At 69.2% G+C, this 15,719-nt stretch carries 15 protein-coding genes and 1 pseudogene; 4 read left to right on the top strand and 12 right to left on the bottom strand.

All coding sequences use genetic code 11. The features are described 5' to 3' along the window. Positions 1-22: 22 nt before the first annotated feature. From LWJ43_RS23070 to LWJ43_RS23035, 8 genes are all read right to left on the bottom strand, one after another. Positions 23-1,078 carry an aldo/keto reductase gene (locus LWJ43_RS23070; protein WP_277334115.1) on the bottom strand — a complete coding sequence of 352 codons (1,056 nt, stop codon included), beginning with the start codon at positions 1,076-1,078 and terminating at the stop codon, positions 23-25. 174 nt (positions 1,079-1,252) lie between these two features. Then, the gene (gene gndA / locus LWJ43_RS23065; protein WP_277334114.1) at positions 1,253-2,692 is read right to left on the bottom strand and encodes an NADP-dependent phosphogluconate dehydrogenase; all 1,440 of its coding nucleotides are present in this window, start codon (positions 2,690-2,692) and stop codon (positions 1,253-1,255) included. A gap of 47 nt (positions 2,693-2,739) precedes the next feature. Then, positions 2,740-3,666, bottom strand: coding sequence for a helix-turn-helix transcriptional regulator (locus tag LWJ43_RS23060; protein WP_277334113.1), 927 nt, complete (start codon positions 3,664-3,666; stop codon positions 2,740-2,742). A gap of 69 nt (positions 3,667-3,735) precedes the next feature. Then, positions 3,736-4,197: a nuclear transport factor 2 family protein gene (locus LWJ43_RS23055; protein WP_277334112.1), complete on the bottom strand. Its 462-nt coding sequence runs from the start codon at positions 4,195-4,197 to the stop codon at positions 3,736-3,738. A 159-nt stretch (positions 4,198-4,356) separates the two neighbouring features. Next, positions 4,357-5,385 (bottom strand): saccharopine dehydrogenase family protein, encoded by a 1,029-nt coding sequence (locus LWJ43_RS23050; protein WP_277334111.1) that lies wholly within the window; start codon positions 5,383-5,385, stop codon positions 4,357-4,359. 180 nt (positions 5,386-5,565) lie between these two features. Then, entirely contained in the window at positions 5,566-6,540 is a 975-nt protein-coding gene (locus LWJ43_RS23045) for a helix-turn-helix transcriptional regulator (RefSeq protein ID WP_277334110.1), read from the bottom strand. Positions 6,541-6,661: 121 nt separating this feature from the next. Continuing rightward, positions 6,662-7,501, bottom strand: a complete 840-nt coding sequence (locus tag LWJ43_RS23040) for a helix-turn-helix transcriptional regulator (RefSeq protein WP_277334109.1) — start codon at positions 7,499-7,501, stop codon at positions 6,662-6,664. Between the two features lie 60 nt (positions 7,502-7,561). Then, positions 7,562-8,152 carry a TetR/AcrR family transcriptional regulator gene (locus LWJ43_RS23035; RefSeq protein ID WP_277334108.1) on the bottom strand — a complete coding sequence of 197 codons (591 nt, stop codon included), beginning with the start codon at positions 8,150-8,152 and terminating at the stop codon, positions 7,562-7,564. 238 nt (positions 8,153-8,390) lie between these two features. On the opposite strand from LWJ43_RS23035, the gene LWJ43_RS23030 reads away from it, so the two are divergent. The 3 genes from LWJ43_RS23030 to LWJ43_RS23020 all read left to right on the top strand — a co-directional run bounded on the left by LWJ43_RS23030 (position 8,391) and on the right by LWJ43_RS23020 (position 11,121). Further along, complete coding sequence (locus LWJ43_RS23030; RefSeq protein WP_277334107.1) at positions 8,391-9,266, top strand: alpha/beta fold hydrolase; 876 nt, start codon at positions 8,391-8,393, stop codon at positions 9,264-9,266. Positions 9,267-9,321: 55 nt separating this feature from the next. After that, on the top strand, positions 9,322-9,798 hold the full coding sequence (locus LWJ43_RS23025) for a peroxiredoxin (protein WP_277334106.1): 477 nt from the start codon (positions 9,322-9,324) through the stop codon (positions 9,796-9,798). A gap of 516 nt (positions 9,799-10,314) precedes the next feature. Further along, positions 10,315-11,121, top strand: a complete 807-nt coding sequence (locus LWJ43_RS23020; protein WP_277334105.1) for a MerR family transcriptional regulator — start codon at positions 10,315-10,317, stop codon at positions 11,119-11,121. A 507-nt stretch (positions 11,122-11,628) separates the two neighbouring features. Here LWJ43_RS23020 and LWJ43_RS23015 read toward each other — a convergent pair. The 3 genes and pseudogenes from LWJ43_RS23015 to LWJ43_RS33110 form a co-directional block, all read right to left on the bottom strand. Then, positions 11,629-12,018 (bottom strand): hypothetical protein, encoded by a 390-nt coding sequence (locus tag LWJ43_RS23015; protein WP_277334104.1) that lies wholly within the window; start codon positions 12,016-12,018, stop codon positions 11,629-11,631. A gap of 333 nt (positions 12,019-12,351) precedes the next feature. Then, positions 12,352-12,486: pseudogene (locus tag LWJ43_RS23010) on the bottom strand (MerR family transcriptional regulator); the annotation flags it as partial. Positions 12,487-13,426: 940 nt separating this feature from the next. Further along, entirely contained in the window at positions 13,427-14,050 is a 624-nt protein-coding gene (locus LWJ43_RS33110; protein WP_462100957.1) for a hypothetical protein, read from the bottom strand. Here LWJ43_RS33110 and LWJ43_RS33105 point away from each other — a divergent pair. Continuing rightward, positions 13,949-14,695, top strand: coding sequence for a hypothetical protein (locus LWJ43_RS33105; RefSeq protein ID WP_462100966.1), 747 nt, complete (start codon positions 13,949-13,951; stop codon positions 14,693-14,695). The genes LWJ43_RS33110 and LWJ43_RS33105 overlap by 102 nt on opposite strands. A gap of 45 nt (positions 14,696-14,740) precedes the next feature. Here LWJ43_RS33105 and LWJ43_RS22995 read toward each other — a convergent pair whose 3' ends face one another. Further along, positions 14,741-15,715: an alpha/beta hydrolase family protein gene (locus tag LWJ43_RS22995; protein WP_277334103.1), complete on the bottom strand. Its 975-nt coding sequence runs from the start codon at positions 15,713-15,715 to the stop codon at positions 14,741-14,743. Between the last annotated feature and the right edge of the window lie 4 nt (positions 15,716-15,719).

Below are 15,719 nucleotides of genomic sequence, written 5' to 3'. Positions count from 1 at the left end.
CACGTCGTGGTGCGGCCGGGGGTCAGCGGACGAAGGCCTTGGCGGACCGGCCGTTGATCGTGGTGTCTCCCTGCTGGAAACCGACCATCGACTCGATCATGTTGTGCGGGTAGTCGAGGCTCGGCGCCGTGAGGGTGTCGAGCTCTGTGATCTGTGTGTCGGTGAGCGTGACGTCGAGCGAGGCGAGATTGGCGGCCAGTTGTTCCCGTGTCCGGGCCCCGACGAGCGTGGACGTCACCTCGGAGCGCTGCCGGACCCAGGCGAGTGCCACCGCTGCCACAGTCGTTCCGAGGCCGTCGGCGATCTCCTGCAGGGCGTCGAGGAGGACGAAGGTCGGTTCGCTCAAGTAGGAGGCGGCGTACGCGGTGCGCCCGGAACCGGCCACCTCGGTGGCGGTGCGCGAGTACTTGCCGGACAGGACGCCGCTGGCCAGCGGACTCCACGGTGTGATGCCGAGCCCGAAGCGGCGGGCGGCTCCGAAGGTCTCGCCCTCGACACCGCGGGCGAGCAGGGAGTACTCGACCTGGAGTGCGGCGACGGGCTCCCATTCCCGCAGCCGGGCGGTGGTGGCGGCCTCGGCGACCCACCAGGCGGGCGCGTTGGACAGGCCGATGGCGTGGATCTTGCCCGCGCGGACCAGATCGGTGAGGGTGGAAAGGGTCTCCTCGACGGGAGTGTGCCGGTCCCACTGGTGCATCCAGTAGAGGTCGATGTAGTCGGTGTTCAACCGACGCAGAGACGCGTCCAGTTGCGCGCGGATCGCCTTGCGGCCGGCACCGCCGGAGTTGGGATCGTCCGCCGCCATGCTGCCGCCGAACTTCGTCGCCAGGACGACGCGGTCACGGCGGCCGGGACGCTGGGCGAAGTAGCGGCCCAGGGTCTCCTCCGAGGCGCCGCCGTTGTACATGTTGGCGGTGTCCACGAAGTTGCCACCGGCGTCGAGGTAGTGGTCCAGCAGCCCGAACGAGGTCTCGGGGCCGGATCCCCAGCTGCCGTCATCGAAGTTCATCGCGCCGAAGGCGAGAGGGCTCACGCGGAGCCCGGAGCGGCCGAGGGTGCGGTACGAGGTGAGTGACATGGTGTTCCTTCTGCGTGTTCGAAGTCTCGGAACTGCGATCCGGACGAAGAGGTCGCCCGGGGGGTGTGGACCCCACACTCGTCGACAGCGCTCCGAAGGGGGAGGCTGTGTCAGGGTGGGTGCGCCACACCCAGGCAGACCGTCGGTGATCGTGGATCCGACGGTCTGCGCGGATCAGGCGTCCGTCTCAGGGCGGTCGGGGTGCGCCCAGTGCGTGTGGAAGGCGCCCTGCCGGTCGATACGCCGGTAGGTGTGAGCGCCGAAATAGTCCCGCTGGCCCTGCAGCAGTGCGGCGGGCAGCCGGTCGGCCCGCAGTGTGTCGTAGTACGACAGCGCCGCGGCGAACGCGGGAGCGGGGACACCGCGTCGGGCGGCGGTGGCGACGACCTCGCGCCAGGGGACCTGGGCTGCGGTGATCTCCTCCGCGAAACCGGGCTCGGCCAGCAGGCTGACGAGGTCGGGGGCGGCCTTGTGGGCCGTGCGGATGCGATCGAGGAAGGCGGCGCGGATGATGCAGCCGCCTCGCCAGATGCCGGCCACCGCTCCGAAGTCGATGTCCCAGTCGTATGCGAGCGCGGCGTCCTGGATCATCGTGAAACCCTGGTCGTAGGCGATGACCTTGGAGGCGTACAGCGCCTGCTCGACCTGCGACGTGAAGCGTTCCGCCTCCGAGCGCGTCTTCGGTATGTGCATACCGCCGGGCAGTGGACGGTATGCGGTACGCAGGGCGGACTGGCCGGACGCCGCGCGTGCGAAGGTCGCCTGAGCGATGGTGGTGACGGGCGAGGCGAGGTCGAGGGCGGTCTGTACGGTCCAGCGGCCGGTGCCTTTCTGTCCGGCGGCATCGGCGACCACGTCGACGAACGGCCTCCCGGTGCCGGCATCCGTGTGGGAGAGCACCTCGGCGGTGATCTCGATGAGATAGGAGTTCAGCCGCCCCTCGTTCCAGGTGCGGAAGATCTCGGCGATCTCGGCCGGACTGTACTGGGCCACCTGGCGCAGCAGGTCGTAGGCTTCGGCGATGAGCTGCATGTCGGCGTACTCGATGCCGTTGTGGACCATCTTCACGAAGTGACCGGCGCCGTCGGATCCGATGTGCGTGCTGCAGGCCTCCCCGTCGACATAAGCGCTGATGGTCTCGAACATGGGGCCCAGGACCGCGTAGGCCTCCTTCGAACCGCCGACCATGATCGACGGGCCGTCCAGAGCGCCCTCCTCACCGCCGGAGACACCTGCTCCGACGAAGTGGACACCACGTTCACGCAGGTCTGTCTCGCGACGCCGGGTGTCGGCGAAGTGGGCGTTCCCACCGTCGATGATCATGTCCCCGGGCTCGAGCAACGGAGCGAATTCGTCGATGACGGCGTCCGTGGCGGCGCCCGCCTGCACCATGATCATGAGGCGGCGGGGGCGCTGCAGGGCATCGACGAGATCCCGGGCGGTCTCGGCCGGTACGAAAGTGCCCTCGTGACCGAACTCCTCCATGAGGGTCCGGGTACGCGCCGGGGTCCGGTTGTGGACGGCGACCGTGTAGCCGTGGCGTGCGAAGTTGCGGGCCAGATTGCGGCCCATCACCGCGAGTCCGGTGACTCCGATGTGCGCGCGTGCGTTCATGGTGATCTCTTTCTCTGCCGCCTGTACGGCGCAATGCGAGTAGGTGGTCATGGCTGCTGCCCGCCCATGGCCGCGAGGTAGGTGAAGGCCTCGGCGCTGCGACTTCCCGGGGCGGGGACGCCGATCAGCAGGTGCTGTCCCGGGGCGGCCGCCACGCCGTGGACGCGGTACGAGAGCTCGATGTGTCCGGCTGCTGGATGGACCACGCTTCTGTACGCGCGGTCCAGGCCGAACGTCTCGTCGCCGTCCCACCTCCTTGCGAAGTCGGCCGACTCGGCGGACAGGTCGGCGACCAGGTCCGCGATGTCGGTGTTCTGGGGCAGCCGGAGGGCATTGAGACGCAGTGTGTGCAGCGAGCCGGCGGCGGCCGGCGGCCATTCGGTGAAGTAGCTCCGCGCCCCGGGGTGTGTGAAGAGGATCCGGAGAAGGTTCTGATCGGGGCCGACGGCGTCCGCGTCGTCGGCAGCACCGGGGCCGCACAAGGGAGACAGCAGTGCCCGGGCGTGCGCGTTGGCCGCCATGATGTCGAGGCAGGGGCTCAGCACGTAGGCCGCTGCCCGGTGAGACGCCTCCATTGTGTGCAGTAGTTCTGGGTGCACCTGCCTACGGGCGGTGTCGGGACGAAGGTTCGGGTTGAGTCCGGCGAGACGGAACAGCCGGCTTCGCGACTCCGGGACCAACCGCAGGGCTCGGGAGAGGGATTCGGTGATCCGGGGCGAGGGGTTTCGCTCCCGGCCCTGCTCGAGACGGCTGTAGTAGTCGGCGCTGACGTGCGCCAGGACAGCCACCTCCTGCCGGCGCAGTCCTTCCACCCGACGGCGACGGCCACCGGTACCGAGGCCGACATCCGCGGGAGTCAGCCGGGACCTGCAGGCCCGGAGGAACTCTCCCAGGGAGTTGTCCCGTGACCCCTCGGCGTTCCCGGTGGTTCGCGCGGAGCCCGGGGGCACCATGGCCGGCACGTGCACGCGCATCCGCACTCCTGCCCTGCTCAGCGCACCCGGGACCGGCGCGCACGGGGCGAGCGGGCACCTCGGCGCACTTCAGGCGTCCTGCTGGGCCTTGAGGTGGTAGCGGGTGTCGCCGGTGAAGTCGATGGTGACCTCCCGCCGGGCGAAGGACCACGTGCCCTCACGCCGCTCGAAGCGGTCGCGGTACCGCCCGCCCGCCACCATCTGCAGGGGCAGGAGGCCGGGCACAGCCTGGAGGATGTTGTAGTACGACCGCGCTTCGGCGCTGCCGTCGTCCTCGTTCACCTCGATGAGGATGTTCGTCGTGATGTGCCGGGTACGCAGGGTCCCGTCGTCGTGCACGACGAGCATCGAGCCGATCAGGTCCTCGATGGTCTTCCCACCGCGCAGGCTCACTTCACCGGACACGAAGTCCGCGTGCTCGAAGAGCGCGCCGAACTCCGCGAAGTTCCCCTCGTCGACGAGGTGCGAGTAGCGGGCGATGAGGTTCTCGATCTGTCGGGCGCTCGAGATCGAGGAGGTGGCAGCAGACATGACAGTGGCCTTTCAACAGGAGGTTTCGCTCGACCCGTCGGGCGAACACCGTCAGTCTGGTGGCGCGACGACCGGCCAGGAAGGACCTGTCTACCTGGGTGCCACACACCTATGTTCCGCTCGGGCTCCCGCGGTGACAGCCTCACCCGCGCGGTGTCCCTAGAGGTCCTTGATCTGCGAATCGCCGACCGCGAGGGCCAGTTCGGGGCCGTAGGCGGAGGACGGCGACTGGAAGCCGGGCGTGAAGGACCCGGCCAGTACGCGGCGGGCGATCTCCACGGACGACAGCTGGGTGAACCGGTAGCCCGTCGGTGTCTCGATCAGGGAACGGACCACGCTGCCGTCCCGGCCTGTCACCTCCGCGACGACCTTGCTGCGGCCCACCTCCCGCTCCTGAGCGGTCGGTCCGTCAGGCAGCGCCGAGAGGTCCAGGTCGATGGGGAGCGGCTGACCCACCTGCACGTACACCTCGATCGAAGGGACACCGGTGGCGTAGTGACTGGTGATCAGGTCCCCCATGGACACGGATACGCACTCCTCCGGCCCCTCGTCACCGAAGTCGAAGGCGGCGACCCTGGGCTCCGGCAGCACGACGATGTCCCCGTCGCTGCGGACCAGCACGCCCAGGTCACCGATGCCCTCCGTGGCGCTGACGATGGACCCTCGGGAGAAGAGGTTCAGGCCCTCCGACTCCTCGGGGGTCGCGCTGAGGAGCTTGAGCGCCAGGCGCAGACCGACGGGCTCCGCGACGCGTGCCGCGGCGTGGGCGGCCACGCAGTCGCTGGGCACCACGTCCCAGCCGGCGCCGGACATGACCATCACGCCGGCGGCCACTGCCTCGGCGTGACGGGAGCGTGCGGTGGCGAAGACGTCGTACTCGGCAGTGGTGTCGAGGTAGTGCACCCCCTGGTCGATGCAGGCGTCCATCAGCGGGCGTGCGGTGCGGTGGAAGGGGCCGGCGACGTTCAGGAGCACGGTGATGCCGTCGAGCGCGTCGCGCAGGAGTGCGGGGTCGTCGACTGTGAAGGCGCGGCTCTCGACGCCGAGCTCCTCGCCGAGCGCCTTGACGCGCTCCTGGTTGCGACCGGCCACGACGACGTCGAGGCCGGACTCCTTGGCGTGCTCGGCGACGAGCTTGCCGGTGTAACCGGTGGCTCCGTAGACCAGCAGGCGGGGGGTGGCTGACATGATGCGCTCCCATGAACAGGTGTGGGGTGAGGACTGCGGGAGAGGCAGGTCCGGAGCGGTGAAGCGCTCGGCGCTGTGTGCCTCGCATCCAGGCTAGGAGCAGATCCGGACAGCTACGGTCCTGGTCTCTCGCCGTCGCTGTCCGGGACCCGCCCGGTCGTCACGAGCGCAGCGTCACTGCTACGCGTCGGCTCCCTGCCGGCCCACTTCGTTGCCGCGGTACAGCGCGTCGAGCCGGGCGAGGAGGGCCTGGCGCACGGAGTCGGGCGACAGCACTTCCAACGGTGTGCGCAGGCCCAGGAGGTAGCCGGCGAGCTGGTCGGGGTCGGACCCGCCGATGCTGATGACCGTCGCGTCCGGCCCGTCGGGTTCATGGGTGGCGACGATGGGCGCCACCAGGCGCCGGGCGTCGTCGTAGGACAGCGGGAGCCGGACACGGGCGAAGAAGGGGTACCCGGTGCGGGTGATGGTGTCGGAGACCAGCTGCGCGGCGTCCGGGGCGTCCGAGACCTCGATCACCTGTCCGGTGGACTCGGCCTCCACCACCCGGTCGGCCCGGAACGTCCTCCAGGCCGAGCGTTCGACGTCGCGGGCCACGAAGTACCAGTGGGCCCCGGTGTACACCAGGCGGTGCGGATCGACGCACCGGACCGTGGTCGTGCCGTGCATGTCCCGGTAGGTGAGTGTGGTGCGCTCGGAGGCCCGGCAGACGGAGGCCAGGAGCAACAGCACGTCGGCGGACGCCCGGGGGGTCTCGCAGCGCGGGGTGTGTTCGACGGTGGCGTCCAGGCCCGCCAGCCGCCTCGCCATCCGGACGGGGAGGATCTGCCGCAGCTTCAGCAGCGCCGACAGTGCCGCCGGGTCGGCACCGAGTGCCGCACCGTGTGCGGCTTCCCTGAGCGCCACGGCCACGGCGAACACCTCGTCGTCGTCCAGATTCAGCGGCGGCATGCGGTTGCCCGCGCCGAAGCGGTAGCCGCCGCCCGGCCCCGGTACGGACTCCACGCCGTAGCCGAGCTCACGCAGCCGGTCGATGTCCCGGCGCACCGTGCGCTCGGTGACGTCCAGTTGTCGTGCCAGTTCCGCGTTGGACCAGGTGGGCCTGCTCGACAGCAGGGACACCAGCCGAAGCAGCCGGGCAGAGGTGGCGATCACGAGAAGAACCTATCCGGGTGAAACGGCGGGCCTGGTACCCGGCGGGTCGAGGACGGCACGGAACCGCCGCGCCCCACGTCGCCGTGACGGGACGGCATCAGGCGGTCGCCACGGGACGGCATCAGCCCGTGGCCGCGCCGCGCTCGGCCGGCGCCAGGAGAGACGCGATCGCAGCGGCGCTCGCGCTGCCGGGCTCGGGAACGCCGACCAGGAGCTGCTGTCCGGGAGCGTCATGGACGTCGAACGTCTGGTAGGTCAGCTCGATGCGGCCGACGCCGGGCAGTACGAAGGTTTTGAACGCGCGTGCCATGTTCTCCACCTCGTTCTCCTGCCACAGACTCCGGAAGTCCGACGACTCCTGCGACAGTTCGGCCACGAGGCCGCTGATGCCGATGTCGTCGGGGAACCGACCCGCGTGCAGCCGCAGCGCGTGCACCGTGGCGCGCGCCACGACGGGCCAATCGACGAAGACCTCTCGCGCACGGGAGTGCTGGAACAGCACCCGGACCATGTTCACGGTGCCGTCGAAGGGTGCGAGGAGTGCGGTGGCGACGGCGTTCTTCGCGAGTACGTCGAAGGCGGGGCTCAGCACATAGGCGGCGGCTGCGGGGAAGGCATCCAGCAGGTGCAGCAGGGAGGGGTGGACCGTGTCGCGGCCCGCGACCGAAGTGAGAGCGGAGTGGAGGCCGGCCAGCCGGAAGAGATGGGTCCGCGCGTCCGGTGTCAGGCGCATCGCCCGTCCCACCGCGTCGACCACCTGCGGTGAGGGGTGGCGCTCGCGTCCCTGTTCGAGGCGCGCGTAGTAGTCGACGCTCACACCGGCGAGCACAGCCACCTCTTCACGTCGCAGACCTTTGACTCTGCGACGGCCGCCACCGGCGAGCAGGCCCACGTCCGTCGGCTCGGTGCGGGCGCGGTTGGCGCGCAGGAAGGCGCCGAGTTCGTTCTGTGGCTGCCGCATGTTCAGACCTGTCGAGTGGGGCGAACGGGGGATGGACAGAGCGGGCGGGCACGGCCCCTTCTACCGGGCTCTCCGCCCGTCTTCGAGGACGGCGGAGACCGTCCGCATCAAGTGCTCACGCACAGATTCCGGATCGTCCAGGTCTCCCCCGGTCATCGCCCCGTCCCGGAGGAGGATCAGCACCGCGGTGGTGTGTTCGCTGTCGGTGCATCCGCCGGCGGTCACGAGGTTCAGGACCGTCTGCCGGAACCAGGACCGGTGAGCCTGGACCGCTCGCCGGACGGGGTGCTCGGGGTCGGGGTACTCGGCGGCGGCGTTGATGAACGGACAGCCGCGGAAACCCGGCCCGCAGATCTCCGCCCCGATGCCCGCCATCATCATGATCAGCAAGGTCTCGGGATCGGTACTCGTCCGGAACGCCTCCGTCACCACCGACCTGATCTGCTGGTCACGCTGCTCGACGTGGGCGAGCACGAGGTCTTCCTTGCTGGGGAAGTGCCGGTAGAAGGTGACCCGGGTGACCTGGGCCTCGGCGATGATGCGGTCGACGCCGACGTGACGGATGCCGTCGGCGTAGAAAATGGCCGAGGCTGCCTCCAGGAGCCGGGCTCGGGCCGGAGACGCTGTCGCGGGAGCTTGGGGTGGGGTCACTCCACCACCATACCGGAACGACCGTTCCTTCTTCAGGGCAGCAGGGTGGCAGCCTCCTCGACCGCTTGGGCGCGGATGACCCACCAGCGGCCAGCTCCCCGCCCTACGTAGCTTTCAGCCCTCCGGTCATCGATTGACGATCACGAGGGCGAGCGCTACGGTCAGCGAAGTAGATAGAACGTTCCATCTACCTGAGGCCTTCCGGGTCTCCTCACGCCACCAGCAGAGAGGGCAAACCATGCCCCGACGTCACATCCGGTCGGCACGCCGCTCCCGTCACGCCGTGCTCGCGGTAGCCGGCGCTGCCGTCCTCGCCACCGCCGCGGTCCCAGCCGTCGCCAGCAGCCCTTCCGGCAAGGGAGAGACCATCGCGGCCGCCGCTGCCACCTCGCACTCGGCGCCGAAGCCGACCGTCCTGCTCGTGCACGGCGCCTGGGCCGACTCCTCCAGCTGGAGCCCGGTGATCGACCGGTTGCAGGCCCGGGGATATCCCGTACAGGCGATCGCCAACCCCCTGCGCGGGCTCGCCTCGGACGCCGCCTATGTGAAGAGCCGGATCGAGAGCATCGGGGGTCCGGTCGTCCTGGTCGGGCACTCCTACGGCGGCGCGGTCATCGGGGAGGCCGCCACGGAGGAGCCCGAGGTGAAGGCACTCGTCTACGTCGCGGCCTTCACGCCGGACAAGGGTGAGTCACTCGGCGCGCTGGTTGCCAGGAATCCCGGCTCGCACGCCACACCGGACGCGCTGAACCCCGTTCCCTTCGCCATGGGCAACGGCGTGAGCGGCGTGGACCTCTCCATCAAGCCCGACAAGTACCGTGACGTGTTCGCCGCGTCCCTGTCCGCACGCGAGGCGAACAGCCTCGCCGCCGTGCAACGGCCGATCAACGCCGCGGCCCTCGAGGAGACCGCGACGAACGCAGCCTGGCGTGCCGTTCCCTCCTGGTACCTGGTCACGCGCCAGGACCACGCTCTCCCCCCGGCCACCCAGCGCTTCATGGCCGGGCGCGCCCACGCGCACACCACCGAGGTCGACGCGCCCCACGCGGTCATGCTGACCCGCCCGGGCACCGTGGCCGACCTGATCCAGCGCGCGGCGACGGCCACCCGATGAACGGCGCGACGTTCGAACCGGTCCACTCAGCACAGACGGCACACGAGGAGACGCAATGGCAGGCTCGATAGAAACAGGGAGTACGGCGCCGGAGTTCGTCCTCTCCGGGGGCGTACTGCGAGACGGTGACTTCACCCGGCAGACCTACCGGCTCGACGCCGAGCGCTCGCGCCCCCTGGTCCTCGCCTTCTACCCGCAGGACAACTCGAGTGTCTGCACCAAGCAGTTGTGCTCCTACTCGAGCGGGCTGGAGCAGTTCACCGAACTGGGAGCCGAGGTCTGGGCCGTCAGCCCGCAGGACATCGACAGTCACGAGGAGTTCGCCCGCAGGAACGACCTCCGCATGCCCCTGCTCAGCGACCCGGACCGCACCGTGGCCAAGCTCTTCGGCGTCGCGGCCCCCGGCGTAGGCCTGAGGCGCTCGGTGTTCCTCATCGCTCCGGGAGGACGGATCGCGTGGAAGCACGCGGCGCTTGTCGGCCTCACCTGGCAGCCCCTGGAGAGACTCACCACGGAACTCGCCCTGCTCTGAGCCTCCGGGCCGGTGCCCAGGCGCTCGCTGCCTCGGCACCCGACAGCGTCGCCGCAGCAGGGCGGCGCTGCCCAGCGCCCCGCAGTTGCCGGCGGAATGATCCGTGCGTCGAATTCAGCGGCAGCCTCCGCTTCGCGCGAGTGCGAGTCTCCGCCGGACTCTCGCGGCCGGCCCCGTGGGACCGTCCTGCGCTCCCACGGGTACAGAACCACAAAAAGAACAGGTCACAGCCACGCACGGCTTGCATTGAAGGGCCGAAGGTCCACGTTCGCCACACCCCCGTGCGGCGAACGTCACGCAAGAGGCCTCCGGAAAAACCGGTTCCCCAGGTCAGAACGACTCTGCCTGGGGATACTCGGTGGAGCGGATGGGCACCGCGCATCCCGGTCAAACCTGGCTGCGCCGACTGTGACGCACGAGTCCCGCGTCACCGCTCCACGCACCGTCGCGAGCGACCGGTGCGCCGCCCTTCACACGTAGTGCCCAGCCCAGCGGAACGTCCGCGAAAAAGAAGTTATGACGGCACGCCTCAGCATCGGCGAGTTCGCTCTGATGACGCACCTGAGTAAGAAGGCGCTGCGGTACTACCACGAAGTAGGGCTCCTGGAGCCGATTCACACCGACCCGCACACCGGATACCGCCACTACGGCACGGATCAGGTCACCCAGGCGCAGATCATCCGCTGCTACCGCGGGATGGACATGCCGCTACCGGAGGTCGAGGCCGTACTGGCCGCCGAGAGAACCGAGGACCGCAACGCGATCATCGCCACGCACCTGAAGCGCATGGAGGACCAGCTGAGGGAAACCAGCAAGGCCGTCCAGACCCTGCGTGAACTGCTGACCGGAAGCAGCGGGCAACGGGACGTCGAGTTCCGCACGCTGCCCCGTACGCGGGCGTGGGCCCTGACCTCGATGATCAGCCTGGACGACTACTACACCTGGTACGCGGACGCTCTGCAGGAAATCCGCACTGCCCTGCCCCGTGTCGAGCGGGCCCCGCGCGGCCCGCTGGGCGGGCTCGTCACGCGAGAACTGTTCACCGACGAGACGGGCAGGGCAACTCTCTTCGTCCCCATGGACGTCCCGCCGCCGACCGACACCCGGCTGGTGCGGATAAGTCTGCCGGCCACCCGCTACGCCGTGGCCGTGCACACGGGTGACCGCGAAGGGGCGGACCGGGTCTGCGGGGACCTGGGCAGGTACATCATGGAGCGGCAGACCGGCGTTCCGGGACCCGTGCGTGAGCACTACCTGTCGATCGAAGGCTCAAGCCCCACGCACACCGAGATCTGCTGGCCCGTCACGACGGATTCTCAGTAGCCCACCTGGGCCGGAGCGCGCTGCGGAGCCAGAGCGCTCCTGGTACACCGGCGGCGTCCCCCAACCGAGCAGCGATCCGAAGCGCCCGCTGGTGTGCAACGGCCCGGCGGAACGCCGCGACCGGGCTGCTCAGCAGCCAATGACGGCCGCTCGCAGCGCACGTGGCCCACTCGCCTACCGTGTCCTCCGGCCCAGCAGGTTCAGGTTGCGGTGCTTCAGCGGAGACAGCAGGGCGATGTCCTCATCGCGATCTCCAGGGCCTCTGCACGGCGCGATATCCGGCCCCCTGCTCGATGGGGCGACCGCGCGGGAGACCACCACGGACGAGGACCGTGCGCGATCGCGCAGCCCTCGTCCGGTGCGTGTCCATTGCCTCTGGCGCGCCGGCGGTTCCGTCCTCGGGGTCGCCACTTCCGGGGCGGCCGGGAAAACGGGCCGATCTCGGTGCCCGCGGACGGAGGCGGGCCGGGCGCTCCGGAAGCGCGGTCCTCCCGGAAGGCTGCGCGGTCAGCGCCGGCCGCCGCCGATGCGGCGGTCGTCGGCCAGTCCGGTCAGCGGGCCGAACTCGCGGGCAAGCTGGGTCCACGTCAGAACCTCGCCACAGCGGGCCGGGAACTCCTTCGGGTCGAACTCGGGCATGGTCCAGGTACCAGCGCCCCGGTCCCGCAGCCAAAGGTCCCCGTCACCGTCGACCACAGTCGGCGGGACCGGTACGGGTTCGGCCTGATCGATGGGCTCCCAGGTGACCCGGCCCGGGTGGGAGGCGCGGCGCAGCTCGGTGGTGGCCAGCCGCGCGGCCAAGTCACGGGTGGACTCTTCGGCGTCCTTGACCGACGCGAGTCGGAATGCGTCGTCAAGTACGGGCAGGGCTGGATTCTTGCTGCGCTTTGAACTCATACGCTGACTACCTCCGGTGGGGGGCGTCACATCCGTTATGGCACCCCGTAGAGGAACACGGTATCCGAGGCGGGAGCCGGACCGGCTACGACCACTGTCCAGGTGGAGACGCCGGCACACCGGGCGGTGGGGCTAGGTGGTGAGCTGGTCCTGGACGTGGCGCAACCCGTGGTGGTGGCGCTCGGATATGGCGGTCCGGGTCTGAGAAGGTGAGGCCGCCGGGGCGAGCGGACCTCCGGCCGAGCGCGTGCGGGCTCGGTCTCGCCGGGTGGCTGGCGGAACTCGGCGCCCTGCGGCTGGCCGAAGGGATCTTCACCGCGCTGGACGAACAGCAGGGGTGATGAGGCGGGCTTCGCCGATCTCGCGAAGGAAGCCCTGGGTGGTGTGGAGCATGACGGCGGCCCGGCCCAAGGTGTAGGCGGGGTGGTCGTCATCGTCGAGACGGCCGAAGGAATCGTCTGCTGTCATTTGCACCTCTTCCTGTCGAACGCGTGGAGGGGCCCCGGTGCGATATCGCACCGGGGCCCCGAAGGAACTGCTACACCATCTGCCGGCCCTGGTAATGCGCCGGCCTTCTGTTTCCGCCGACCCGACCTGAACTGTGCCGGGGGTGCGGGGATCGCGGTTGCTTGACCGGAGACCACCTCACTGACGATGTCCTGCGGTACCCGGACTCAACACTCCGTCCGGGCGATCCTGATGGCGCTCAACTCCTCCGTTCTTCCCTCTGGGGATCAATTGCGAACTGCGGGTACTGCTCATTCGGTACTGCTGGTGATGCGAACTGCTCGTGGCTTGATCAAGCGCCACGTTCCGGCAGCCAGCCCCGTCGCCTGTCTTGCGTCTACTCTGGCTTAGAACCCCACTGCCGAACTTCCCGGTACGCGCGCCCGCAGCCTGACGCCTTTACCGAGGTGTTGCTCTCCTCAACTTCGCTGCTGGTCCTGCCGCTGCGCGCATTGCGCTACTTCGTGCGGCGGCCCCTGATCACTGCGGGCCACCCGGTCCGGTCGCCAGCCCCGTCGCCGTCCTGCAACCACCCTGGCTTCGAAGCTCCGCCACCGCACCGCCCTGCGAACTGCACCTACTTGTACTTCGGGTACTGCTGCCGGGCAGTTCATCCCTGCCCGGCCCTGCTGTCCTTCTGGCTACGACAGAAACCATAACCACACCACGACCCAATGTCTACCTCAGTCAGCACAGATTTTCAGGGTGCGCGTCAGAGAGGTATTCGACTGCGAAGCACGCAGAGACGGACGCGGCCACCCCGATGTCCGAGCCACTGGGATCGTCGCCGAGTCAGCAGCGACCGCCAGAAGGGGAGCGAGGTTCGCGAGACGGGCGCGAAGGTCTACCACGGCCTGGGGCAGGTAGGTCCGTGACGCCCAGGCCGGCCTCGAGTCCGGCATCACGCCGAGCAAGCATGTCGTCGTCCTGGACGACTGAGCCCCCGGGTCCCTGAGAGACACGGCAGCTGAGAAACGACGACCAACCACCCCCGACGCGCCGTGACCTGCAACGGCCGGCCACGGCGTCCGCAGCCCGACGACGGGGTCATCCGGCGAGGAGTCAACCACCGACAGGCGCACCGACGAGGGGCGCCTCCCCAGGCCGAAGACGTTTCCCTCGTGCTCGGACGGGTGGTGAAGGGACGGGTTCCGGTCAGCTCGTCATAGACCGACAGTGGCCGTCGACCGACCTCGACGCGGGTGGCCGCGGCCCGGTTCAGCAGGACCTGCAGAGGTTCGGCCTCCTCACCCAGAGGACGCTCTTGGCGGGGCTGGGACAGGACGTCGCCGGTTGTGGTGCGACGTCCTCTGCCGGTGGGCAGGCCGTCCAAGTGGGCCTCTTCGACGACGCGGACCCCGCGGCCGATCGCCCGAGGACGGGTCGCCAGCACCGTCTCGCCGCTGCTGGCCGCGACGGTGGAATGCAGCATGATCTGCGACTTTGTGGCCCGGATCTCCACCAGTTGACGTGGTCGGACCCGGCGTGCGGGCACCGAGTAGAGGTTGCCGCCGAAGGCGACCAGGCAGTCCTTGCCGACCGGCCGCAGGTGCCGTTCGGCCACGAGATACGGGGTCGGTGGCAGTGGCTTGAGGGCCACGTGGTCGCGGGCGGCCCGCTCTCCGATGATCTGCTGGTAGGTCCTGTGGGCTGGGCCCGTCGCTGCGGGACCCAGGTGATGAAGGCCGCGTCCATCTCCTCGACGGAGGTGAAGAATCGGCCGGACAGGACGTGGTCGCGGACGATGAGGACTTGCCGCTCGACGCGTCCCTTGCCGGTGGGCCGGGTAGGCGGCCAGGACGTCGATGTCGAAGTCGTAGTGGCCGAAGCCGACCGCCTCCGGGTGCAGCGGAACCTCGAAGCGGCGGTGCATGCCCGCCAGTTCCTCGACTCGATGCTGCGGGCCGAGATCCTGATGAAGGCCGCAGTGATCCACGAGCGACTGACCGCGCAGTACGGGTTCACCGGCGACTACCAGCGGACCAAGCTCTACGTCCAGGAAGCCCGGCCCCGGATCGCCGAGGAACTCGGCATCACGCCGGCGACGGCGATACCTGCCGCGAACACGACGAGCGCGACGACGAGGACGGGCGCGCATGCTGGGACGTGCCACGGCGGGCTGCGTGGCCGAGCACCGAGAGCAGACTTGCGCTTGCTGCTGCGGCGATGAAGTGCGGTGGGCGGGGGCCGTCGCGCCGCCGCCCACCTCGCGGAACTACCTCGTTTCGACCTTGGCCATCGGGTCTTCACCGTTCTCCAGGGCGTTCACCGCGTTCTTCCAGGACGGGTCGGCCGAGTAGAGCTGGCTGCGCAAGTAGGCCCACACGAGAGCCCGCAGAGTCGCCACGCGCTCGGGATTCTCGTCGCCCGTCTCTGCCGCGTCGTATCCGGATATGCCACCGAAGATGTGACCAGCGCCGTACATGGTCACCATGGTCTTGTTGCCGCCGGGGCTGGCCGAGTAAGCGTCAGCACGGTAGCTGAGCCGATTGGAGAAGTTGGGGTTGAGGTCCTGATCGCCCACGATGATCAGGCCGGTGCCTGTCATCTGCTCGAAGTCGGTGTAATACAGCACCGGGTAGTTCGTCTTGGCCCACTCGGCGAAGTACTCGTCGTTGCCGATGCCTGGAGCTCCGATGAGCACTCCCGCCGTGACACGAGAGTCGGAGAGGTCCTTCGGCCGGTCGTCGTCCGGGTCCAACATCTGGGCTCCGAGGAGGAGGGAGACGGTGTTGCCGCCCAGGGAATGTCCTACGGCACCGATACGGTCCCTGTCGATCCGCCGTTCGGCAAGACCAGGGACGGCGGCCTCGATGCCGTCGAGGCGGTCGAGGATGTTGTGCATGTCGGTGGCGCGGTCACGCCAGAACAGGGGCGCGTCCTTGAGATCGGTGTCACGCAGACCGAGGGCCGTCGAGTCCAGGTGGGTCGGCTGGATGACCGCGAACCCGTGGGCGGCGAAGAAGTTGGCCAGCGGCCCGTAGCCGTTGTAGGAGGACAGGAAGTTCGCCAGCCCGTGCCCGTGGGACAGGAGGATGAGCGGCAGGTCGGTGCCGGTCGCGGGGATCGACACCTTGACCTCCAGCGGCACGGGTCGGCCGGGAACGTCGAGGGTGACCGGGTGGTAGGTGAGGACGGGTTGCGACGCGTTGACCGGGATGTTGGCGGCGTCGCTGTACGGCTTGCTCATCGGA

The organism is Streptomyces sp. JH34, assembly GCF_029428875.1.
In the GTDB taxonomy this organism is placed as follows: domain Bacteria; phylum Actinomycetota; class Actinomycetes; order Streptomycetales; family Streptomycetaceae; genus Streptomyces.
The sequence above is the reverse complement of the archived record's forward strand: the minus strand, read 5'-3'. Positions and strand labels throughout refer to the sequence as shown.

Bases quoted from the DNA above. Each gene is read 5' to 3' on its own strand.
- LWJ43_RS23015 (WP_277334104.1), bottom strand. From the start codon at position 12,018: ATGAGTTCAAAGCGCAGCAAGAATCCAGCCCTGCCCGTACTTGACGAC.
- LWJ43_RS23070 (WP_277334115.1), bottom strand. From the start codon at position 1,078: ATGTCACTCACCTCGTACCGCACCCTCGGCCGCTCCGGGCTCCGCGTG.
- LWJ43_RS23020 (WP_277334105.1), top strand. From the start codon at position 10,315: ATGACGGCACGCCTCAGCATCGGCGAGTTCGCTCTGATGACGCACCTG.
- LWJ43_RS23060 (WP_277334113.1), bottom strand. From the start codon at position 3,666: ATGCGCGTGCACGTGCCGGCCATGGTGCCCCCGGGCTCCGCGCGAACC.
- LWJ43_RS23040 (WP_277334109.1), bottom strand. From the start codon at position 7,501: ATGCGGCAGCCACAGAACGAACTCGGCGCCTTCCTGCGCGCCAACCGC.
- gndA (WP_277334114.1), bottom strand. From the start codon at position 2,692: ATGAACGCACGCGCGCACATCGGAGTCACCGGACTCGCGGTGATGGGC.
- LWJ43_RS23055 (WP_277334112.1), bottom strand. From the start codon at position 4,197: ATGTCTGCTGCCACCTCCTCGATCTCGAGCGCCCGACAGATCGAGAAC.
- LWJ43_RS23025 (WP_277334106.1), top strand. From the start codon at position 9,322: ATGGCAGGCTCGATAGAAACAGGGAGTACGGCGCCGGAGTTCGTCCTC.
- LWJ43_RS33105 (WP_462100966.1), top strand. From the start codon at position 13,949: ATGCAGCATGATCTGCGACTTTGTGGCCCGGATCTCCACCAGTTGACG.
- LWJ43_RS23050 (WP_277334111.1), bottom strand. From the start codon at position 5,385: ATGTCAGCCACCCCCCGCCTGCTGGTCTACGGAGCCACCGGTTACACC.
- LWJ43_RS22995 (WP_277334103.1), bottom strand. From the start codon at position 15,715: ATGAGCAAGCCGTACAGCGACGCCGCCAACATCCCGGTCAACGCGTCG.
- LWJ43_RS23030 (WP_277334107.1), top strand. From the start codon at position 8,391: ATGCCCCGACGTCACATCCGGTCGGCACGCCGCTCCCGTCACGCCGTG.